This window comes from Neobacillus sp. plas4 (assembly GCF_057221695.1).
Genome location: NZ_CM170152.1, coordinates 1,854,911 through 1,873,019 on the forward strand (window position 1 = coordinate 1,854,911; position 18,109 = coordinate 1,873,019).

At 37.9% G+C, this 18,109-nt stretch carries 16 protein-coding genes; all 16 read left to right on the forward strand.

Going from position 1 to position 18,109, the window contains the following annotated elements:
- The first annotated feature begins 147 nt into the window (after positions 1-147).
- The gene (locus AC2TFD_RS09345; protein ID WP_484675483.1) at positions 148-924 is read left to right on the forward strand and encodes a ribonuclease HII; all 777 of its coding nucleotides are present in this window, start codon (positions 148-150) and stop codon (positions 922-924) included.
- 214 nt (positions 925-1,138) lie between these two features.
- Complete coding sequence (sucC, locus tag AC2TFD_RS09350; RefSeq protein ID WP_335520607.1) at positions 1,139-2,299, forward strand: ADP-forming succinate--CoA ligase subunit beta; 1,161 nt, start codon at positions 1,139-1,141, stop codon at positions 2,297-2,299.
- Positions 2,300-2,322: 23 nt separating this feature from the next.
- The gene (gene sucD, locus AC2TFD_RS09355) at positions 2,323-3,225 is read left to right on the forward strand and encodes a succinate--CoA ligase subunit alpha (RefSeq protein ID WP_335520610.1); all 903 of its coding nucleotides are present in this window, start codon (positions 2,323-2,325) and stop codon (positions 3,223-3,225) included.
- 71 nt (positions 3,226-3,296) lie between these two features.
- Positions 3,297-4,163, forward strand: coding sequence for a DNA-processing protein DprA (gene dprA, locus AC2TFD_RS09360; protein WP_484675484.1), 867 nt, complete (start codon positions 3,297-3,299; stop codon positions 4,161-4,163).
- Between the two features lie 433 nt (positions 4,164-4,596).
- Positions 4,597-6,678 carry a type I DNA topoisomerase gene (topA, locus tag AC2TFD_RS09365; RefSeq protein ID WP_484675485.1) on the forward strand — a complete coding sequence of 694 codons (2,082 nt, stop codon included), beginning with the start codon at positions 4,597-4,599 and terminating at the stop codon, positions 6,676-6,678.
- Between the two features lie 337 nt (positions 6,679-7,015).
- On the forward strand, positions 7,016-8,323 hold the full coding sequence (gene trmFO, locus AC2TFD_RS09370) for an FADH(2)-oxidizing methylenetetrahydrofolate--tRNA-(uracil(54)-C(5))-methyltransferase TrmFO (RefSeq protein WP_335517096.1): 1,308 nt from the start codon (positions 7,016-7,018) through the stop codon (positions 8,321-8,323).
- 345 nt (positions 8,324-8,668) lie between these two features.
- Positions 8,669-9,211, forward strand: a complete 543-nt coding sequence (hslV, locus tag AC2TFD_RS09375; protein WP_335518184.1) for an ATP-dependent protease subunit HslV — start codon at positions 8,669-8,671, stop codon at positions 9,209-9,211.
- Positions 9,212-9,227: 16 nt separating this feature from the next.
- The gene (gene hslU, locus AC2TFD_RS09380; RefSeq protein WP_335518181.1) at positions 9,228-10,631 is read left to right on the forward strand and encodes an ATP-dependent protease ATPase subunit HslU; all 1,404 of its coding nucleotides are present in this window, start codon (positions 9,228-9,230) and stop codon (positions 10,629-10,631) included.
- Positions 10,632-10,685: 54 nt separating this feature from the next.
- Positions 10,686-11,465 (forward strand): GTP-sensing pleiotropic transcriptional regulator CodY, encoded by a 780-nt coding sequence (codY, locus tag AC2TFD_RS09385; protein WP_335567462.1) that lies wholly within the window; start codon positions 10,686-10,688, stop codon positions 11,463-11,465.
- A 315-nt stretch (positions 11,466-11,780) separates the two neighbouring features.
- Positions 11,781-12,485: a 30S ribosomal protein S2 gene (gene rpsB, locus AC2TFD_RS09390; RefSeq protein WP_335518176.1), complete on the forward strand. Its 705-nt coding sequence runs from the start codon at positions 11,781-11,783 to the stop codon at positions 12,483-12,485.
- A gap of 123 nt (positions 12,486-12,608) precedes the next feature.
- Complete coding sequence (gene tsf / locus AC2TFD_RS09395) at positions 12,609-13,490, forward strand: translation elongation factor Ts (protein WP_484675486.1); 882 nt, start codon at positions 12,609-12,611, stop codon at positions 13,488-13,490.
- Between the two features lie 106 nt (positions 13,491-13,596).
- The gene (pyrH, locus tag AC2TFD_RS09400) at positions 13,597-14,322 is read left to right on the forward strand and encodes a UMP kinase (protein WP_335518170.1); all 726 of its coding nucleotides are present in this window, start codon (positions 13,597-13,599) and stop codon (positions 14,320-14,322) included.
- Positions 14,323-14,880 carry a ribosome recycling factor gene (frr, locus tag AC2TFD_RS09405; RefSeq protein WP_335518165.1) on the forward strand — a complete coding sequence of 186 codons (558 nt, stop codon included), beginning with the start codon at positions 14,323-14,325 and terminating at the stop codon, positions 14,878-14,880.
- 441 nt (positions 14,881-15,321) lie between these two features.
- Positions 15,322-16,101 (forward strand): undecaprenyl pyrophosphate synthase, encoded by a 780-nt coding sequence (uppS, locus tag AC2TFD_RS09410; protein ID WP_484675487.1) that lies wholly within the window; start codon positions 15,322-15,324, stop codon positions 16,099-16,101.
- Positions 16,102-16,144: 43 nt separating this feature from the next.
- Entirely contained in the window at positions 16,145-16,933 is a 789-nt protein-coding gene (locus AC2TFD_RS09415) for a phosphatidate cytidylyltransferase (RefSeq protein ID WP_484675488.1), read from the forward strand.
- A 29-nt stretch (positions 16,934-16,962) separates the two neighbouring features.
- On the forward strand, positions 16,963-18,105 hold the full coding sequence (gene dxr, locus AC2TFD_RS09420; protein WP_484675489.1) for a 1-deoxy-D-xylulose-5-phosphate reductoisomerase: 1,143 nt from the start codon (positions 16,963-16,965) through the stop codon (positions 18,103-18,105).
- The last annotated feature ends 4 nt before the right edge of the window (positions 18,106-18,109 follow it).

Below are 18,109 nucleotides of genomic sequence, written 5' to 3' on the forward strand. Positions count from 1 at the left end.
CGTCGAGATTGTGCCGATAAATCGGCGAATCGTAAATTATGGTAACAATTAGTTTAAAATAAATCCTTTCCCTTTAAGAGGTTTTTTGTTTATTTTTGTCATTGAAATTACTTAATTCAACAGGTATCATTACAACGGGTGAAGATAATGAAAGTACAAACAATTTCTGAAATTGAACAACAGCTTATAAACATAAAGAATGAAAGTGACCCCTTTTTTTTAAGCATTCAGCAGGATGAACGCAAAGGGGTGCAACATCTCATACATAAATGGCGTAAGCGAATGGAACACGAGAGACAGCTGCAAGAAAAATTTATTAAAATGAATACCTATGAAAACAAGTGGCGTGCCAGGGGCTATGAATGTATCGCAGGTGTCGATGAAGTTGGCAGAGGGCCTCTTGCTGGACCGGTGATGGCAGCAGCTGTTATTCTGCCCAAAGATTTTTTCTTAGCAGGTATTGATGACTCAAAGAAGCTCTCAGAGGCAAAACGGATTGAATATGCTGAAATAATAAAGAGGGAAGCAATTGCTGTAAGTGTTGCAGAGATTGATTCTAAAGAAATTGACACCATCAATATCTACGAAGCGACAAAAAAAGCGATGAAGGCAGCCATCGTGTCTCTTAGCTCTCAACCTGATTTTTTACTAATTGACGCTATGAAACTTGAAACACCTTATGCTTTTGAGTCGATTATTAAAGGTGATGCGAAGAGTGTGTCAATTGCTGCGGCATCTATCGTTGCAAAGGTTGCAAGAGACAATCTAATGATGGAGATTTCCAAAGATTTTCCGGAATACGGGTTTCACCATAACATGGGATACGGCACAAGAGAGCATATTCAAGCGATTCAAAAATATGGCATTACTCCCTATCATCGAAAGAGTTTTGCGCCCATTAAAGATATGGTTTACGAACAATAAAAACAGGCTTCAGGGCCTGTTTTTGTTATAGCCGCAAAATAAATACATGTTAATTTTGGGTAATATACCGTTGAAAGCGCTTTATTAACCAAAAAAGTATTCGAAATATTAAGATGAATATAATTTTTTACGCATAATGGTGGACAAGGTATCTGTCATTATATAAAATGAAAACGGAGTCAATTTTTTGAAGAGTTTGATAGGAGGATGGGAAATGAATATCCATGAGTATCAAGGAAAAGAGATCCTCAAGAGTTTCGGGGTAGCTGTTCCTAATGGAAAAGTGGCATTCACAGTTGAAGAAGCAGTTGAAGCCGCGAAAGAATTAGGTACACAAGTATGCGTAGTAAAAGCACAAATCCATGCAGGCGGAAGGGGAAAAGCCGGCGGGGTTAAAGTTGCGAAAAACCTTGAGGAAGTCCGTACATACGCGAGTGAAATCCTAGGTAAGACTTTGATCACACATCAAACAGGTCCTGAAGGAAAAGAAGTAAAGCGTCTTCTTATTGAAGAAGGCTGCGATATTAAAAAAGAGTATTACGTTGGTCTTGTCTTAGATCGTGCGACTTCACGTGTTGTTCTAATGGCTTCAGAAGAAGGCGGAACAGAAATTGAAGAGGTTGCAGAGAAAACTCCGGAAAAAATCTTTAAAGAAGAAATTGATCCGGTTGTTGGTTTAATGCCATACCAAGCACGTCGTATTGCATTTAATATCAACATTCCTAAAGAGCTTGTGAATCAAGCTGTTAAGTTTATGATGGCATTATATAATGCCTACATCGAAAAGGATTGCTCAATTGCAGAAATCAACCCGTTAGTCGTTACTGGTGACGGAAAAGTTATGGCATTGGATGCAAAATTAAACTTTGATTCGAATGCGCTTTATCGTCAAAAAGACGTTCTAGCTTACCGTGATCTTGAAGAAGAAGATCCAAAGGAAATTGAAGCTTCAAAATATGATTTAAGCTATATTTCTTTAGATGGTAATATCGGATGTATGGTTAATGGCGCTGGTCTTGCCATGGCTACAATGGACATTGTTAAGCATTATGGCGGCGACCCTGCTAACTTCCTAGATGTTGGGGGCGGTGCGACAGCTGAGAAGGTAACCGAAGCATTTAAAATTATCCTTTCCGATCCAAATGTAAAAGGAATTTTTGTCAATATCTTTGGCGGAATCATGAAATGTGATGTCATTGCTGAGGGTGTAGTAGAAGCAGCTAAGCAGGTTCAACTAAGCGTACCGCTTGTTGTCCGTTTAGAAGGAACAAACGTTGACTTAGGTAAGAAGATTCTTGCTGAGTCTGGTTTAGCCATCACTCCTGCTGAATCAATGGCTGACGGTGCACAAAAAATCGTTTCATTAGTGAAATAGGATCGAAAGAAAGGGGAATTAACGTGAGTGTTTTTATTAATAAAGATACAAAAGTAATTGTTCAAGGGATTACAGGTTCAACTGCCCTTTTTCATACAAAACAAATGCTTGAATACGGTACACAAATCGTTGCCGGTACTACTCCTGGTAAAGGCGGTTTGGAAGTAGAGGGAGTACCTGTATTTAACACAGTGAAAGAGGCTGTTGCTGCTACAGGTGCTACTGCTTCCGTAATCTATGTTCCAGCACCATTCGCTGCTGATGCGATTATCGAAGCAGTTGACGCGGAATTAGATCTTGCAATTTGTATTACAGAGCATATTCCTGTATTGGATATGGTAAAAGTAAAACGCTATATGGAAGGTAAGAAAACCCGTTTAGTTGGTCCTAACTGTCCAGGTGTTATTACTGCTGATGAGTGTAAAATTGGGATCATGCCTGGCTATATTCATACGAAAGGTCATGTTGGGGTTGTATCCCGTTCCGGAACCCTAACATATGAAGCCGTTCATCAATTGACACAAGCAGGTATCGGTCAAACTACAGCAGTTGGTATTGGGGGCGACCCAGTTAACGGTACCAACTTTATTGATGTGTTAAAAGCATTCAATGAAGACCCTGAAACCTATGCTGTCATCATGATTGGTGAAATTGGCGGTACTGCTGAAGAAGAAGCTGCTGAGTGGGTGAAGGCGAACATGACCAAGCCTGTTGTCGGCTTCATTGGCGGACGTACAGCGCCTCCTGGTAAGCGTATGGGACATGCTGGTGCGATTATTTCCGGTGGTAAAGGAACTGCTGATGAAAAAATCCGTGTCATGAATGAATGCGGAATTAAAGTTGCGGATACACCATCAGTTATGGGTGAAACGTTAATTGAAGTTCTCAAAGAGCAAGGCATATACGATAAATGTAAAACACACTAAGAATAGTAGAAATAGTCCCTTTTTATTAGGGGCTTTTTCTACTTTTTAATAATTTATAATGGAGGCTGTGAATGGATGATTTTAAAGAAAAACTCATTGCATTAATGCATTACCCCGGTATCTCATGGAATGCAGTATTTAACTATTTAAAGAAAGACTCATCTCTCCAAATGAAACCACAATACATCCAACAAAACCTATTCTCTTCCAAATCCGATTCAACTATTCCTTTCAAAACTTCTTTACAAACCGATATGGTAATGGAACAAATCCGACAATATGAAAAAGATGGCATAAAGGCTATAACGTTATTTGATGAAAATTACCCTAGTTTATTGAAAGAAATCTATCAGCCGCCATGGGTGCTATTTGCAAAAGGAAATTTATCTTTGCTTAGAAGACAGCCAAAACTAGCAGTGGTAGGTTCCCGGAATGCAACCCAATATGGCAGAAGTGCAATTCAATTAATGTTCCCGAAATTGGTTCAAAATGGAGTAATTATTGTCAGTGGATTGGCTAGTGGGATTGATACATTGGCACATGAATATGCGATGAAAAATAATGGGAATACCATCGCGGTAATAGCAGGAGGCCTTTATCATATATATCCGAAGGAAAATAATGAATTAGCAAGAGAAATGGTGAAAACCCAGCTAGTGGTTTCAGAATACCCTCCTGATACAAAACCATTACGCTGGCATTTTCCAGCCCGAAATCGAATCATCAGCGGGATGTCCAATGGAACATTTATAATAGAAGCAAAACGGAAAAGTGGTTCGCTCATAACTGCTAATTATGCTGTAAATGAAGGGAGAGAGGTTTTTTCACTACCTGGAAGTATCTTTAATCCTTGTTCAATGGGAACCAATGATTTAATTCAGCAAGGGGCAAAACTGGTGATGAGCAGCGAAGATATTTTGGAAGAACTCCGACTATAGCTTTTACAAATAATTACCTCTTTTTGAGGGTTTTTTCTAAATAATTGGAGAATGTTGCTTAAAAAGCTTGAAATTATTTCAAATATGTTATACATTTTCCAACAGATAATCGAAAAAAGAATGTGTAAATAGGAATAATTTGGCGTATGATTATCATTAACTAGTTGTAAACGTTTACGGAAACATTGACATCAATGATTATTTGTTTAAGAATAATAGTTATTAATTATGTATACACTTTCCACTTTATTTAGGAATGAATATATAAAAAGAAATAAATAGGGATAAGGCGATTTTGTAAGGATTTTCTCCGATCCGAATAATAAATTTGGAAATTAGGAAAACTTCTCAAATTGTTAGCACAGCTTACTTTAATAGGTATGCTTTAAAGTGCTTTCACACTTCTTATATCCCCTTGAGGAGGATTATTTGCATGGCAGAGTTTCTGGTTATTGTTGAATCACCAGCAAAAGCAAAAACAATAGAACGTTATTTAGGAAATAAATATAAAGTTAAAGCATCCATGGGACATGTCCGTGATTTGCCGCGAAGTCAAATGGGAGTCTCGAAGGAAACGAATTTTGAACCAAAATACATTACAATCCGTGGAAAAGGGCCAGTTTTGAAAGAACTAAAGAATGCAGCTAAAAAAGCTAAAAAAGTTTTTCTCGCAGCTGACCCTGATCGCGAAGGGGAAGCAATTGCTTGGCATTTAGCCCATAGTCTGGATGTTGATATTAACTCCGATTGCCGGGTAGTCTTTAATGAGATAACAAAGGACGCAATTAAAGAATCCTTTAAACACCCCCGTCCTATTAATATGGATTTAGTAGATGCGCAGCAGGCTAGAAGGGTCTTGGATCGTCTAGTCGGTTATAACATTAGTCCGCTTCTCTGGAAGAAAGTTAAAAAAGGATTAAGTGCGGGACGAGTTCAATCGATTGCAGTCCGATTAATTATTGACCGTGAAAAGGAAATTAAGGCTTTTGTTCCTGAAGAATATTGGACAATTGAAAGTGAATTGCTAAAAGGGAAGGACCATTTTAGTGCCTCATTTCATTCACTGGCGAGTAAAGAAAGATTAGAGCTTAAATCGGAACAAGATGTTGAGGCTGTCTTGAAGCAAATGGAGGGAGATAAGTTTAGGGTGGTTTCTGTTTCAAAAAAGGAACGAAAAAGAAACCCATCACCCGCCTTTATTACCTCTTCACTGCAGCAGGAAGCCGCAAGGAAACTTAATTTCCGTGCTAGAAAAACAATGATGTTAGCTCAGCAATTGTATGAAGGAATTGAGCTGGGAGCAGAAGGAACCGTTGGTCTTATAACTTATATGAGAACAGACTCTACCCGGATTTCAGATGTGGCACAGAAAGAAGCTGCGGAATATATTCAAAAAGAGTTCGGTGAGACTTATTTGAAGGAAGTCGAGCGAAAAGATAAAAAGCAGAAAAGTAATACCCAAGATGCCCACGAAGCCATACGTCCAACAAGTACGTTCCGTGACCCTAACAGTGTAAAACAATACTTATCAAGGGATCTATTACGCCTTTATAAGCTAATTTGGGAAAGATTTTTAGCAAGTCAAATGGCCCAGGCTGTCATGGATACAATGAGTGTTGATCTCCAAAATGGCAATGTACTGTTCCGGGCAAATGGATCAAAAATTAAGTTTCCTGGTTTTATGAAGATCTATGTGGAGGGAACAGATGATCAAGTAGAGGAAAAGAATAAAATGCTGCCAGACCTCAAAGAAGGCGATGAGGTCTTCAAAAAAGATATAGAACCCAAACAGCATTTTACGCAGCCGCCGCCAAGATATACGGAAGCAAGATTAGTAAAAACTCTCGAGGAATCTGGCATTGGCAGACCATCCACTTATGCTCCAACATTAGATACCATACAAAAACGGGGTTATGTAGCTTTAGATAATAAACGATTCATTCCCACTGAGTTAGGGGAAATCTGTAATGAATTAATGCTTGAATTCTTCCCTGGTATCCTTGATGTAGACTTTACTGCTAAAATGGAACAGGATTTAGATAATGTGGAGGAAGGGAAAGTCCGCTGGGTTGAAATCATTGATGAATTTTATCAGGATTTTGAAAAGCATTTGGCCAAAGCAGAAGAGGAAATGCAATCTGTTGAGATTAAAGATGAGCCTGCAGGTGAAGATTGTGAATTATGCTCCAACCCAATGGTTTTTAAAATGGGTAGATACGGTAAATTCATGGCTTGCAGTAATTTTCCTGATTGCAGAAATACAAAAGCAATTGTCAAGGAAATAGGAGTTACTTGTCCGAAATGCAAAGAAGGTAGTATAATTGAACGTAAAAGCAAGAAAAAAAGGATCTTTTATGGTTGCAATAGGTTTCCAGAATGTGACTTTATTTCATGGGATAAACCAATACCAAGACCTTGTCCGAAGTGTGAAGGCCCTCTTGTAGAAAAGAAATTAAAAAAAGGCGTTCAAGTGCAATGTATAGAATGTGATTACAAAGAAGAACCACAAAGTTAAGGGTGAGCATAGCTCACTCTTTTCATATTTTCAAATCCAAGTCCACGAGAGTATGCTTCGAAAGCGATTCGTCGCACGAAAGAAAAGCGTTAGTTTTTCTGAGGGGCGCCTAGGGGCTCGGGGTCATAAGCCCCTGTTCACTAGGGTAAGCTTCCCAGAGTAATCCCCTCCGGAACAAGCTGTGCTTGTTCCGGAGGCGCTTCCGCTTTTTATTTAAACATAAAACTTTTTTGTTTTTGAATCGTATAGTACAATGCAAGATGGGCTAAAAAGAGGGAAAAGTAATTATGGTAAGAGGAAAACTAGATTCGTGCTTTTTAAATTCAGGAGGTATAAGATGAACGATGTAACAATAAATGTAATTGGTGCGGGTTTGGCTGGGAGTGAAGCGGCATGGCAAATTGCAAAACGTGGTGTAAAAGTCCGGCTGTATGAAATGAGACCAGTTAAACAAACACCTGCACATCATACCGATAAATTTGCGGAGTTAGTTTGTAGTAATTCTTTAAGGGCCAACACATTAACAAATGCTGTCGGTGTTTTAAAGGAAGAAATGAGATTGCTCGATTCGGTTATTATATCTGCTGCTGATGCATGTTCTGTTCCGGCGGGCGGTGCCTTAGCTGTTGACCGTCATGAGTTTGCTGCTAAAGTGACAGAAATGGTAAGAAACCATGAAAATGTTACGGTTATTAACGAGGAAGTAACAGAAATTCCAGAGGGAATTACAATCATTGCAACCGGTCCACTGACAAGTCCAGAATTATCAGCGAAACTAAAATCTTTAACGGGTGAGGATTACCTCTATTTTTACGATGCGGCAGCGCCTATTCTTGAAAAAGATAGCATTAACATGGATAAAGTCTATCTAAAATCGCGCTATGATAAAGGTGAAGCGGCTTATTTAAATTGCCCAATGACAGAGGAAGAGTTTAATCGTTTTTATGATGCGCTTATTGCAGCTGAAACTGTTCCTTTAAAGGAATTTGAAAAGGAAATCTTTTTTGAGGGCTGTATGCCAATCGAAGTTATGGCACAAAGAGGAAAGAAAACAATGTTATTTGGTCCATTAAAGCCAGTCGGTTTAGAAGACCCAAAAACAGGGAAAAGACCTTATGCGGTTGTACAACTGCGTCAAGACGATGCCGCAGGAACCCTTTATAATATTGTTGGTTTCCAGACTCATTTAAAATGGGGTCCGCAAAAAGAGGTTATTCAGTTAATACCAGGACTTGAAAATGCAGAAATTGTCCGTTATGGCGTCATGCACCGAAATACCTTTATCAATTCACCAAAAGTTCTCAAATCGTCATATCAATTTAGAGAACGTGAAAATTTATTTTTTGCAGGACAAATGACAGGTGTAGAAGGATATGTTGAATCTGCAGCCAGTGGACTTGTTGCAGGGATAAATGCTGCTAGGTTAGCGCTGGGCAATGAAACGTTAGAATTCCCTGTAGAAACGGCGATTGGAAGTATGGCACGTTATATCACAAGTGCAAGTGCAAAGAATTTCCAACCAATGAATGCTAACTTTGGTCTGTTCCCAGAGTTATCAGAAAAAATCAAAGGAAAACAGGAACGAAATTTACAACATGCAAACAGAGCCTTAGAAACAATTCAGAACTTTGTGAAGGTTTTGTAAAATTTATTGCAAGGAGAAAAGAAGTGTGTTAAGCTTTAGTAGCCTTTGTGAGTTTGACATACTAATAAATGTGACTAATTTAGTAACGTTAAGAACTAACCGTTTACAAATGAGGAAAACTTAATCACAATATACAATTGGACTATCCCAATATGCTAAGCGTACTTCCTTTTTGTTCATGGGTGAACAAGCGAGGTTTAAAAGCCTAATTAAAAGTATATACCCATTTATAAAAGGGAATAAATGAATAAAGTTTTCATACTATTCTAGTGTAATGCACCTGTCTATTTATGACAATTTCCTGTTACATAAGTTTGCTAGTGAAATACTAGAGGAGGATTAATGATGAACCAATTTCATGCTACGACGATATTTGCAATCCATCATAACGGTCAATGTTCAATGTCTGGTGATGGACAAGTCACATTTGGTAATGCTGTAGTGATGAAGCACACAGCAAAAAAGGTTAGAAAGATATTTAATGGAAGAGTATTGGCTGGTTTTGCCGGATCTGTTGCAGATGCGTTTACGCTTTTTGAAATGTTTGAAGGAAAATTAGAGGAATATAACGGGAACCTCCAAAGAGCTGCTGTTGAGCTTGCTAAACAGTGGAGAAGTGATAAGGTACTTAGAAAGCTAGAAGCAATGCTAATTGTTATGAATCAAGAAGATCTTCTCCTTGTATCAGGAACAGGAGAGGTTATTGAGCCGGACGATGGGATTCTAGCAATCGGATCAGGTGGTAATTATGCGTTAGCAGCCGGACGTTCTCTAAAGAAATATGCAGGGGACCATCTAACTGCAAAAGAAATAGCAAAGGCTTCTTTAGAAATAGCTGCTGAAATTTGTGTATATACCAACCACAACATTATCGTGGAAGAGCTCTAACAGGAGGGGACCTACAATGGCTAATAAAGACAACTTAACACCGCGCCAGATAGTTGAGAGACTAGATCAATATATTATCGGTCAGAAGGACGCAAAAAAAGCAGTTGCGGTTGCACTTAGAAATCGTTTTAGACGAGGGCTGTTAAACGAAAAACTACGTGAAGAAATTATTCCTAAAAATATTTTAATGATCGGTCCTACCGGTGTAGGTAAAACAGAAATAGCCCGGAGAATTGCGAAGTTGGTAGGTGCACCTTTCGTTAAAGTGGAAGCTACTAAATTTACGGAAGTCGGTTATGTTGGCCGTGATGTCGAATCGATGGTTCGAGACCTAGTGGAAACATCTGTCCGGTTAGTTAAAGAAGATCGAATGTTATCTGTAAAAGAACGTGCCGAGCAAAATGCAAACGCGAGGCTGGTAGATTTACTGGTCCCTTCTGCAAAAAAACAACAAAATTACAAAAATCCACTTGAAATGTTATTTGGCGGTGGAAATGCACCACAAGAACAAGAAAACAATCAGGAAGATTACTCCATTACGGAAAAAAGAAAAATTGTAAAAGAAAAGCTTGCTCTTGGTCAACTTGAGGAAGAAATCGTAACGGTAGAAGTGGAAGAGCAAACACCTTCCATGTTTGATATGCTCCAGGGTTCTGGGATGGAACAAATGGGAATGAACATGCAGGATGCGCTCAGCAGTTTTATGCCGAAGAAACGGAAGAAGAGAAAATTAACGGTCAGCGAAGCAAGAAAAGTATTAACCAATGAAGAAGCTGCAAAATTAATTGATATGGATGAAGTGACAACGGAAGCGGTGTACCGTGCCGAACAAACAGGTATCATCTTTATCGATGAAATTGATAAAATTGCTAGTAAAAATTCCGGAGGTTCTTCAGCAGACGTTTCTCGTGAAGGAGTGCAGCGAGATATTCTACCAATTGTTGAAGGATCAACAGTTGTTACCAAATATGGTTCGATTAAGACAGATTATATTTTATTTATTGCTGCTGGTGCCTTTCATATGTCAAAACCATCAGATTTGATACCAGAGCTACAAGGGCGTTTACCGATTCGAGTGGAGTTAACAAAATTAACCGTTGATGATTTCTTTAGAATATTAATCGAACCTGATAATGCTTTAATCAAACAATATCAAGCATTATTGGAAACAGAAGGTATACAAATTGAATTTTCTGACGATGCTATTCGTAGGCTAGCTGAGATTGCTTTTGATGTGAATCAGAATACAGATAATATTGGGGCAAGAAGACTTCACACCATTTTAGAAAAACTTTTAGAGGACTTGTCATTTGAAGCACCTGATATTTCTATGGAGAAGATTACAATAACTCCGCAATATGTCGATGATAAGCTTGGAGCAATATCCAAAAATAAAGATTTAAGTCAATTTATCTTGTAATAATTAAACAATAAAACTTAATAATGGTTGCAGTAATTAGGAGGAAAAAACAGAATGGATTTACTATCAAAAACTAGAAAGATTAATGTGTTATTACAAAAAGCAGCAGGAAAACCAGTAAACTTTAAAGAAATGTCTGAAACACTTAGCGAAGTTATTGAATCAAATATTTTCATTCTCAGTCGTCGTGGTAAGCTTTTAGGATTTGCGATTAACCAGCAAATCGAAAATGACCGGATGAAAAAAATGTTAGAGGACCGTCAATTTCCTGAAGAATACACAAATGGGCTATTTAATATTCAAGAAACTTCATCAAATTTAGATGTGGATAGCCAATACACTGCCTTCCCAGTTGAAAACAAAGATCTTTTCCGTGAAGGGTTAACCACAATTGTTCCTATTATTGGCGGCGGGGAACGTCTTGGAACATTAATTCTTGCAAGGCTGCAAGAAAAGTTCCACGATGATGACCTTATTCTTGCTGAATATGGTGCAACGGTTGTTGGTATGGAAATCTTACGTGAAAAGTCAGAAGAAATTGAAGAAGAAGCACGAAGCAAGGCAGTTGTTCAAATGGCAATCAGTTCATTATCTTACAGTGAGCTTGAAGCAATTGAACATATTTTTGAAGAGTTAAATGGCCATGAAGGCTTGTTAGTTGCTTCGAAAATTGCTGATCGCGTTGGTATCACGCGTTCGGTAATTGTTAATGCATTAAGAAAGCTTGAAAGTGCTGGGGTAATTGAATCACGTTCGCTCGGTATGAAAGGAACATATATCAAAGTTCTAAATGATAAATTCCTAGTTGAGCTTGATAAATTAAGATCTAACTAATACGAAAAGCGGAAGCGCCTTGGTCAGCCCCGACAAGCAGAAGTCGAGCGCTGACAGAAGGCGCTTTTTGCCTTCCGAAGCGATTGGCTTCTGACCTCGAGGGGCCAGGCGCTGGAGCTAGACAATAAAATGTAGTCCCCAGTTAAACTGGGGATTTTTTTTGAAGTATAACTTGATTGTTATCAGCACATGTGCTATATTATTTAACGGTGTTAATACACACGTTTGTTGATTTAGGCAGCCGGTGCTGTGAAAACAGTTGCTGTTTAAAAACGAGACAAGCGGAGGAAAACGAAACCATAGGAGGAAAAAAACATGTCAGTAATTTCAATGAAGCAATTGCTTGAAGCTGGTGTACACTTTGGACACCAAACTCGCCGTTGGAACCCAAAAATGAAGAAATATATCTTCACGGAGCGTAACGGTATCTACATCATCGACCTACAAAAAACAGTTAAGAAAGTTGAAGAAGCTTATAACTGGGTGAAAGATCTTGCTGCTAATGGCGGAACAATCCTTTTTGTTGGTACGAAGAAACAAGCGCAAGATTCTGTTAAAGAAGAAGCAGCTCGTTCAGGTATGTACTTTGTTAACCAACGTTGGTTGGGTGGTACTTTAACAAACTTTGAAACAATCCAAAAGCGTATTGGCCGCTTAAAAGATATTGAAAGAATGTCTGAAGACGGAACTTTCGAAGTATTACCTAAAAAAGAAGTTGTTCAATTAAAGAAAGAACAAGAACGTCTTGAGAAATTCTTAGGCGGAATTAAAGATATGAAGAAGCTTCCTGATGCACTTTTCATTATCGATCCTCGTAAAGAGCGCATTGCTGTTGCTGAAGCTAAGAAATTGAACATTCCTATAGTTGGAATTGTTGATACAAACTGTGATCCAGACGAAATCGATGTTGTTATTCCTGCGAATGACGATGCAATCCGTGCGGTTAAGCTTTTAACTGGTAAAATGGCTGACGCTATCCTAGAAGCTAAACAAGGTGAAGAAGTAGCACAAGAAGCATAAGATCGTAACTTTTTTAAAGGTGATAAGAGGGAGACCCTTTATCACCTTTTTTTAAGAAATGTTTATCTTAAGTTGGAATGGCTAAGATATAGTATAGTACATAGATTAAGGGAGGAATTTATAATGGCAGTTACTGCTCAAATGGTTAAGGAATTACGTGAAAAAACTGGCGCTGGAATGATGGATTGTAAAAAGGCGCTAACTGAAACAAATGGAGATATGGAAAAAGCAATTGACTTCTTACGCGAAAAAGGGATTGCTTCAGCTGCGAAAAAAGGCGATCGTATAGCTGCAGAAGGTTTAACATATGTTGTTGCTGAAGGTAACAATGCTGTTATTTTAGAAGTAAACTCTGAAACTGATTTCGTTGCTAAAAACGAAGCATTCCAAAACCTTGTTAAAGAATTAGCTGCACACTTGCTTGCTAACAAGCCCGCTACAGTAGAAGAAGCTACTGCACAAACAATCAATGGAGTGACAGTTGCAGACTATATCAATGCAGCAATTGCTAAAATTGGTGAGAAAATTACCCTTCGTCGTTTTGCAGTTTTAGCAAAAACTGATAATGATGCTTTTGGTGCGTACCTTCACATGGGAGGCCGTATTTCAGTTCTAACTGTTCTTGAAGGAACTACTGATGCGGATTCTGCCAAAGATGTTTCTATGCACATTGCTGCTTTGAGACCTTTATATGTTTCTCGTGACCAAGTATCTCAAGAAGAAGTTGAGCGTGAACGTCAAGTTCTAACTACACAAGCCCTTAACGAAGGAAAGCCTGAAAATATTGTGGCTAAAATGGTTGAAGGCCGTCTTGGTAAGTATTTCGAAGATGTATGTCTTCTTGACCAAACTTTCGTTAAAAACCCTGATCAAAAAGTACGTCAATTTGTGGAATCAAAAGGTGCTTCCGTTCGCGAATTCGTACGCTACGAAGTAGGCGAAGGTATCGAAAAGCGTGAAGACAATTTCGCAGAAGAAGTTATGAGCCAAGTTAATAAGAAGTAATTAGACGTAAGGCACGTGGATAGAAATATGTTTTGAATAGGGAACACGATGTGTTCCCTATTTTTAAAGAATTTTATTATACTAATTACATACCAAGGAGGTTCATATGAGCGGTCCTAAATACAAACGCGTAGTACTGAAATTAAGCGGGGAAGCACTCGCAGGCGAGTCAAGCTTTGGAATTAAACCATCCGTTATTAAATCAATTGCTGGACAAGTAAAGGAAATTGCAGAACTGGGTGTCGAGGTAGCTGTTGTAGTTGGCGGCGGGAATATTTGGCGTGGTAAAATAGGCAGTGAGATGGGAATGGATAGAGCTACAGCGGATTATATGGGAATGTTGGCGACTGTCATGAATTCTTTAGCACTGCAGGATAGTTTAGAACACTTAGGTATTGAATCTCGAGTTCAAACATCAATTGAAATGCGTCAGGTTGCAGAACCATATATTAGACGTCGTGCAATGAGACATTTAGAAAAAAAGAGAGTCGTTATTTTTGCTGCGGGAACTGGAAATCCATATTTTTCAACTGACACAACTGCTGCATTACGTGCAGCTGAAATCGACGCTGAAGTGATCTTAATGGCAAAAAATAATGTTGATGGTGTTTATTCGGCGGATCCACGTCTAGATCCTAATGCAACAAAATATGAAGACCTCACTTTCCTTGATGTTATTAAAGAAGGATTAGCAGTAATGGATTCAACAGCATCCTCATTATGTATGGATAACGATATTCCACTAATTGTATTCTCTATCATGGAACAAGGAAATATAAAACGTGCTGTTATGGGCGAAAAAATAGGAACGATTGTTAGGGGGAAAAATTAAATGCCAAAACAAGTGATTTCCGCAACGAAGGAACGAATGCTAAAAGCTATTCAAGCTTATTCACGTGAGTTAGCGAGTATTCGAGCAGGGAGAGCTAGTGCTTCTTTATTAGATAGAATTACGATTGATTATTATGGAGCACCTACGCCTGTAAATCAAATGGCTGGAATTTCAACTCCTGAAGCGCGACTTCTTGTCATTCAACCTTATGATAAATCAATTTTAGGAGAAATTGAAAAGGCCATTCTTAAATCTGATTTGGGGTTAAACCCTTCGAATGATGGTCAGGTTATTCGACTTGCCATTCCACAATTGACAGAAGAACGTCGTAAAGACCTCGTAAAATTAGTGAAGAAAGAATCAGAAGAAGCAAAGATTGCCATCCGTAATATTCGTCGTGATGCTAACGATGATCTTAAAAAGCTAGAGAAAAACGGTGAGATTACCGAAGATGCACTTCGTGGTTATTCTGATGATATTCAGAAACTTACGGATGAACATATTAGCAAGATTGACCAAATAACAAAAGACAAAGAAAAAGAAATCTTGGAAGTTTAATTATTTTGAAGAACCCTCTTTTTAGGGGGTTTTTTCACTATTTACGCTCAGATTTCATCTAATCAATAGATAAAACATCATTCTTATTTCATGTACTAGTTCATAAGTTATTTAGTAGAGGCGCTTTTCTTAAACTTTGTTGCTATTTGGTAGAAAATTTAATGATTGTGCTAAGGTTCCTCAGAAAATAGGATAAATTTAATAAGAAAAGAGCCTGCAAACTAATTCTAAAGCGGAGACTTACTATTTCCACGTTAAAATCGGCTTTAAGATTTTAACATCAAACAGTATGAAAACAACCTTGGTAGAAGATATATTTTCATTTTTTTGGTATGATAAAAGCATGTTAAAATCAGCATTCTTCATATATATCTACACAGGCTCTGTGGGCATGATCTATTATCGGAGGAAATGATTAACTTAATTTGGAGGAGCATTGTCATGTTTAATAAAATAAGGCTTTGGAAGAATCAAAATAATAACTCTTCCACTCTCCGAGAAAATATAGAAAAGGTTAGAAAATTGCCGGTGCCGGAACATGTTGCGATTATTATGGATGGTAATGGACGCTGGGCTAAAAAGAGAGCTTTGCCGAGGATCGCGGGACACCATGAAGGTATGAAGGTTGTTCGAAAAATAACAAAGCTGGCAAATGCCCTTGGTATAAAAACGTTAACCTTATATGCTTTTTCAACAGAAAATTGGAAACGCCCAAAAAATGAAGTGGATTATTTAATGAAACTTCCAGAGGAATTTCTAGGAACCTTCTTACCTGAATTAATAGAAGAAAATGTTCAAGTAACAATGATGGGATATAAAGATCAACTTCCGGTACATACATTGAATGCAATTGATAAGGCTATTGAGAAGACTAAGAATAATGATGGTCTTATTTTAAACTTTGCGCTTAACTATGGAAGTCGATCTGAGATTATTGATGCAACTAAAAAAGTCTTAAATGATTACAAAAGTGGAATACTGAAAGAGAGCGAGCTAAACGAAGAGGTTTTTTCCTCCTATCTTATGACTTCCGGTCTAAATGACCCCGATTTACTAATCCGAACTAGCGGGGAAATTCGGCTGAGCAATTTTATGTTATGGCAGCTGGCATACTCGGAGTTTTGGTTTACAGATGTATTATGGCCAGATTTTAGAGAAAAACATTTAATTGAAGCCATTGAAGCCTATCAAAATCGTCAACGTCGATTTGGAGGTATATAGGAGAATTTTTCGCTCAAGTACTTTAAAGGTGTTGAAATCTTAGATGAAGCAAAGAATCATTACAGGGGTCGTTGCAGCTGCTTTATTTTTACCGATTGTTTTTTATGGTGGACTGCCATTCGTATTATTAACGTACTTTCTTGCAAGTGTTGGTTTGTTTGAATTATTAAAAATGAAAAAACTTAGTGTTTTTTCAGTTCATGGACTGCTGGCTCTTTTATTTCTTTGGGTTATCCTTTACCCAGAGCAGTATGATGATCTATTAAATACTTTTAATTATACAAAAACAGAAATTGGGATTGTTCTTATCCTATTGTTATTAGCCTATACAGTGATTACTAAAAATCGATTTACATTTGAAGATGCTGGGTTCTCAATTTTATCAGCTATTTATGTAGGTATTGGCTTTTATTTCTTTATTGAAACGCGTGATGCGGGTATTGTCTATATTTTTTATTCTTTATTTATGATATGGGCGACGGATTCAGGTGCCTATTTTGTTGGAAAAGCTACAGGAAAAACAAAACTTTGGCCGGAAATAAGCCCGAATAAGACGGTTGAAGGATCGTTAGGTGGAGTGATTTGTGCATTACTGGTTGCTGTCTTATTTGCCATTTTTTCAGAAATTAACGCCTCTATCATTTCTTTAATGGCAATTACGATCGTTCTTTCAATCTTTGGACAAATCGGTGATCTTGTTCAATCAGCTTTTAAACGCCATTTTAATGTTAAGGATTCCGGAAATATTTTACCAGGTCATGGTGGAATTCTTGACCGCTTTGATAGTCTCTTATTCGTGTTGCCATTATTGCATTTATTTCATTTATGGTAGATGTTACCAAAGTTCGGAGTTGAATTTTTTTGAAAATGATTAGTATTTTGGGAGCAACAGGTTCGATTGGCACCCAAACATTAGATATAGTTAGAGAACATCCATCTGAATATAAAGTTGTTGCCATCTCGATAGGGAAAAACTTAGAATTAGCTAGAAAAATGATCAGTGAATTTAGTCCTGAGATTGTTTCAGTACAAGAGTATCAAGATTGTCTTACATTGAAATCGGAATTTCCCAATACTAAGTTTACTTATGGCGAAGAGGGCCTAATTGAAGTAGCTGTATATCCTGCTGCTGATATTCTTGTAAATGCAGTCCTAGGAAGTGTGGGATTACATCCTACTTTACAAGCGATTGAAAGTGGTAAAACAATTGCAATCGCGAATAAAGAGACACTTGTGACTGCGGGTCATCTAGTAATGGAGGCCGCGAAGAGAAATAACGTGTCATTACTGCCAGTAGACAGTGAACACTCAGCTATTTTTCAATGTTTACAGGGCGAAAAGGAAAAAAACATTGAAAGACTAATATTGACGGCATCCGGCGGTAGTTTTCGTGATCGTTCACGAAACGAGTTGGAATCCGTAACTGTTAAAGAAGCACTAAATCACCCCAATTGGTCAATGGGTGCAAAAATAACAATTGACTCTGCCACGATGATGAATAAAGGACTTGAGGTAATCGAGGCTCATTGGTTATACGATATGCCGTATGAAAAAATTGATGTTTTGCTACATAAGGAAAGTATTATTCATTCAATGGTAGAATTTCATGACAGCAGTATCATAGCCCAGCTTGGTACACCAGATATGAGGGTACCAATTCAATACGCACTATCCTATCCTGACCGATTACCGCTTCGATCTTCACAAAGATTAAATTTGGCTCAAATTGGTAAATTGCATTTTCGAGAAATGGATGTCGATCGTTTCCGCTGTATGCAATTTGCTTACGAGGCTGGAAAGAAAGGCGGAACACTGCCGACTGTTTTAAATGCAGCGAATGAAGCTGCAGTAGCAGCATTTTTAAATGAAAGTATTAGTTTCTTACAGATTGAGGATTTGATTGAGAAGGCATTAACTAAGCACGATTTGATAAACAATCCTAACTTATCCACTATTCAAGAGGTGGACAAAGAAACAAGACAATATGTTAATTCATTACTATAAAAAA

Bases quoted from the DNA above. Each gene is read 5' to 3' on its own strand.
- AC2TFD_RS09345 (WP_484675483.1), top strand. From the start codon at position 148: ATGAAAGTACAAACAATTTCTGAAATTGAACAACAGCTTATAAACATA.
- sucC (WP_335520607.1), top strand. From the start codon at position 1,139: ATGAATATCCATGAGTATCAAGGAAAAGAGATCCTCAAGAGTTTCGGG.
- dprA (WP_484675484.1), top strand. From the start codon at position 3,297: ATGGATGATTTTAAAGAAAAACTCATTGCATTAATGCATTACCCCGGT.
- topA (WP_484675485.1), top strand. From the start codon at position 4,597: ATGGCAGAGTTTCTGGTTATTGTTGAATCACCAGCAAAAGCAAAAACA.
- trmFO (WP_335517096.1), top strand. From the start codon at position 7,016: ATGAACGATGTAACAATAAATGTAATTGGTGCGGGTTTGGCTGGGAGT.
- hslV (WP_335518184.1), top strand. From the start codon at position 8,669: ATGAACCAATTTCATGCTACGACGATATTTGCAATCCATCATAACGGT.
- hslU (WP_335518181.1), top strand. From the start codon at position 9,228: ATGGCTAATAAAGACAACTTAACACCGCGCCAGATAGTTGAGAGACTA.
- codY (WP_335567462.1), top strand. From the start codon at position 10,686: ATGGATTTACTATCAAAAACTAGAAAGATTAATGTGTTATTACAAAAA.
- rpsB (WP_335518176.1), top strand. From the start codon at position 11,781: ATGTCAGTAATTTCAATGAAGCAATTGCTTGAAGCTGGTGTACACTTT.
- tsf (WP_484675486.1), top strand. From the start codon at position 12,609: ATGGCAGTTACTGCTCAAATGGTTAAGGAATTACGTGAAAAAACTGGC.
- pyrH (WP_335518170.1), top strand. From the start codon at position 13,597: ATGAGCGGTCCTAAATACAAACGCGTAGTACTGAAATTAAGCGGGGAA.
- frr (WP_335518165.1), top strand. From the start codon at position 14,323: ATGCCAAAACAAGTGATTTCCGCAACGAAGGAACGAATGCTAAAAGCT.
- uppS (WP_484675487.1), top strand. From the start codon at position 15,322: ATGTTTAATAAAATAAGGCTTTGGAAGAATCAAAATAATAACTCTTCC.
- AC2TFD_RS09415 (WP_484675488.1), top strand. From the start codon at position 16,145: ATGAAGCAAAGAATCATTACAGGGGTCGTTGCAGCTGCTTTATTTTTA.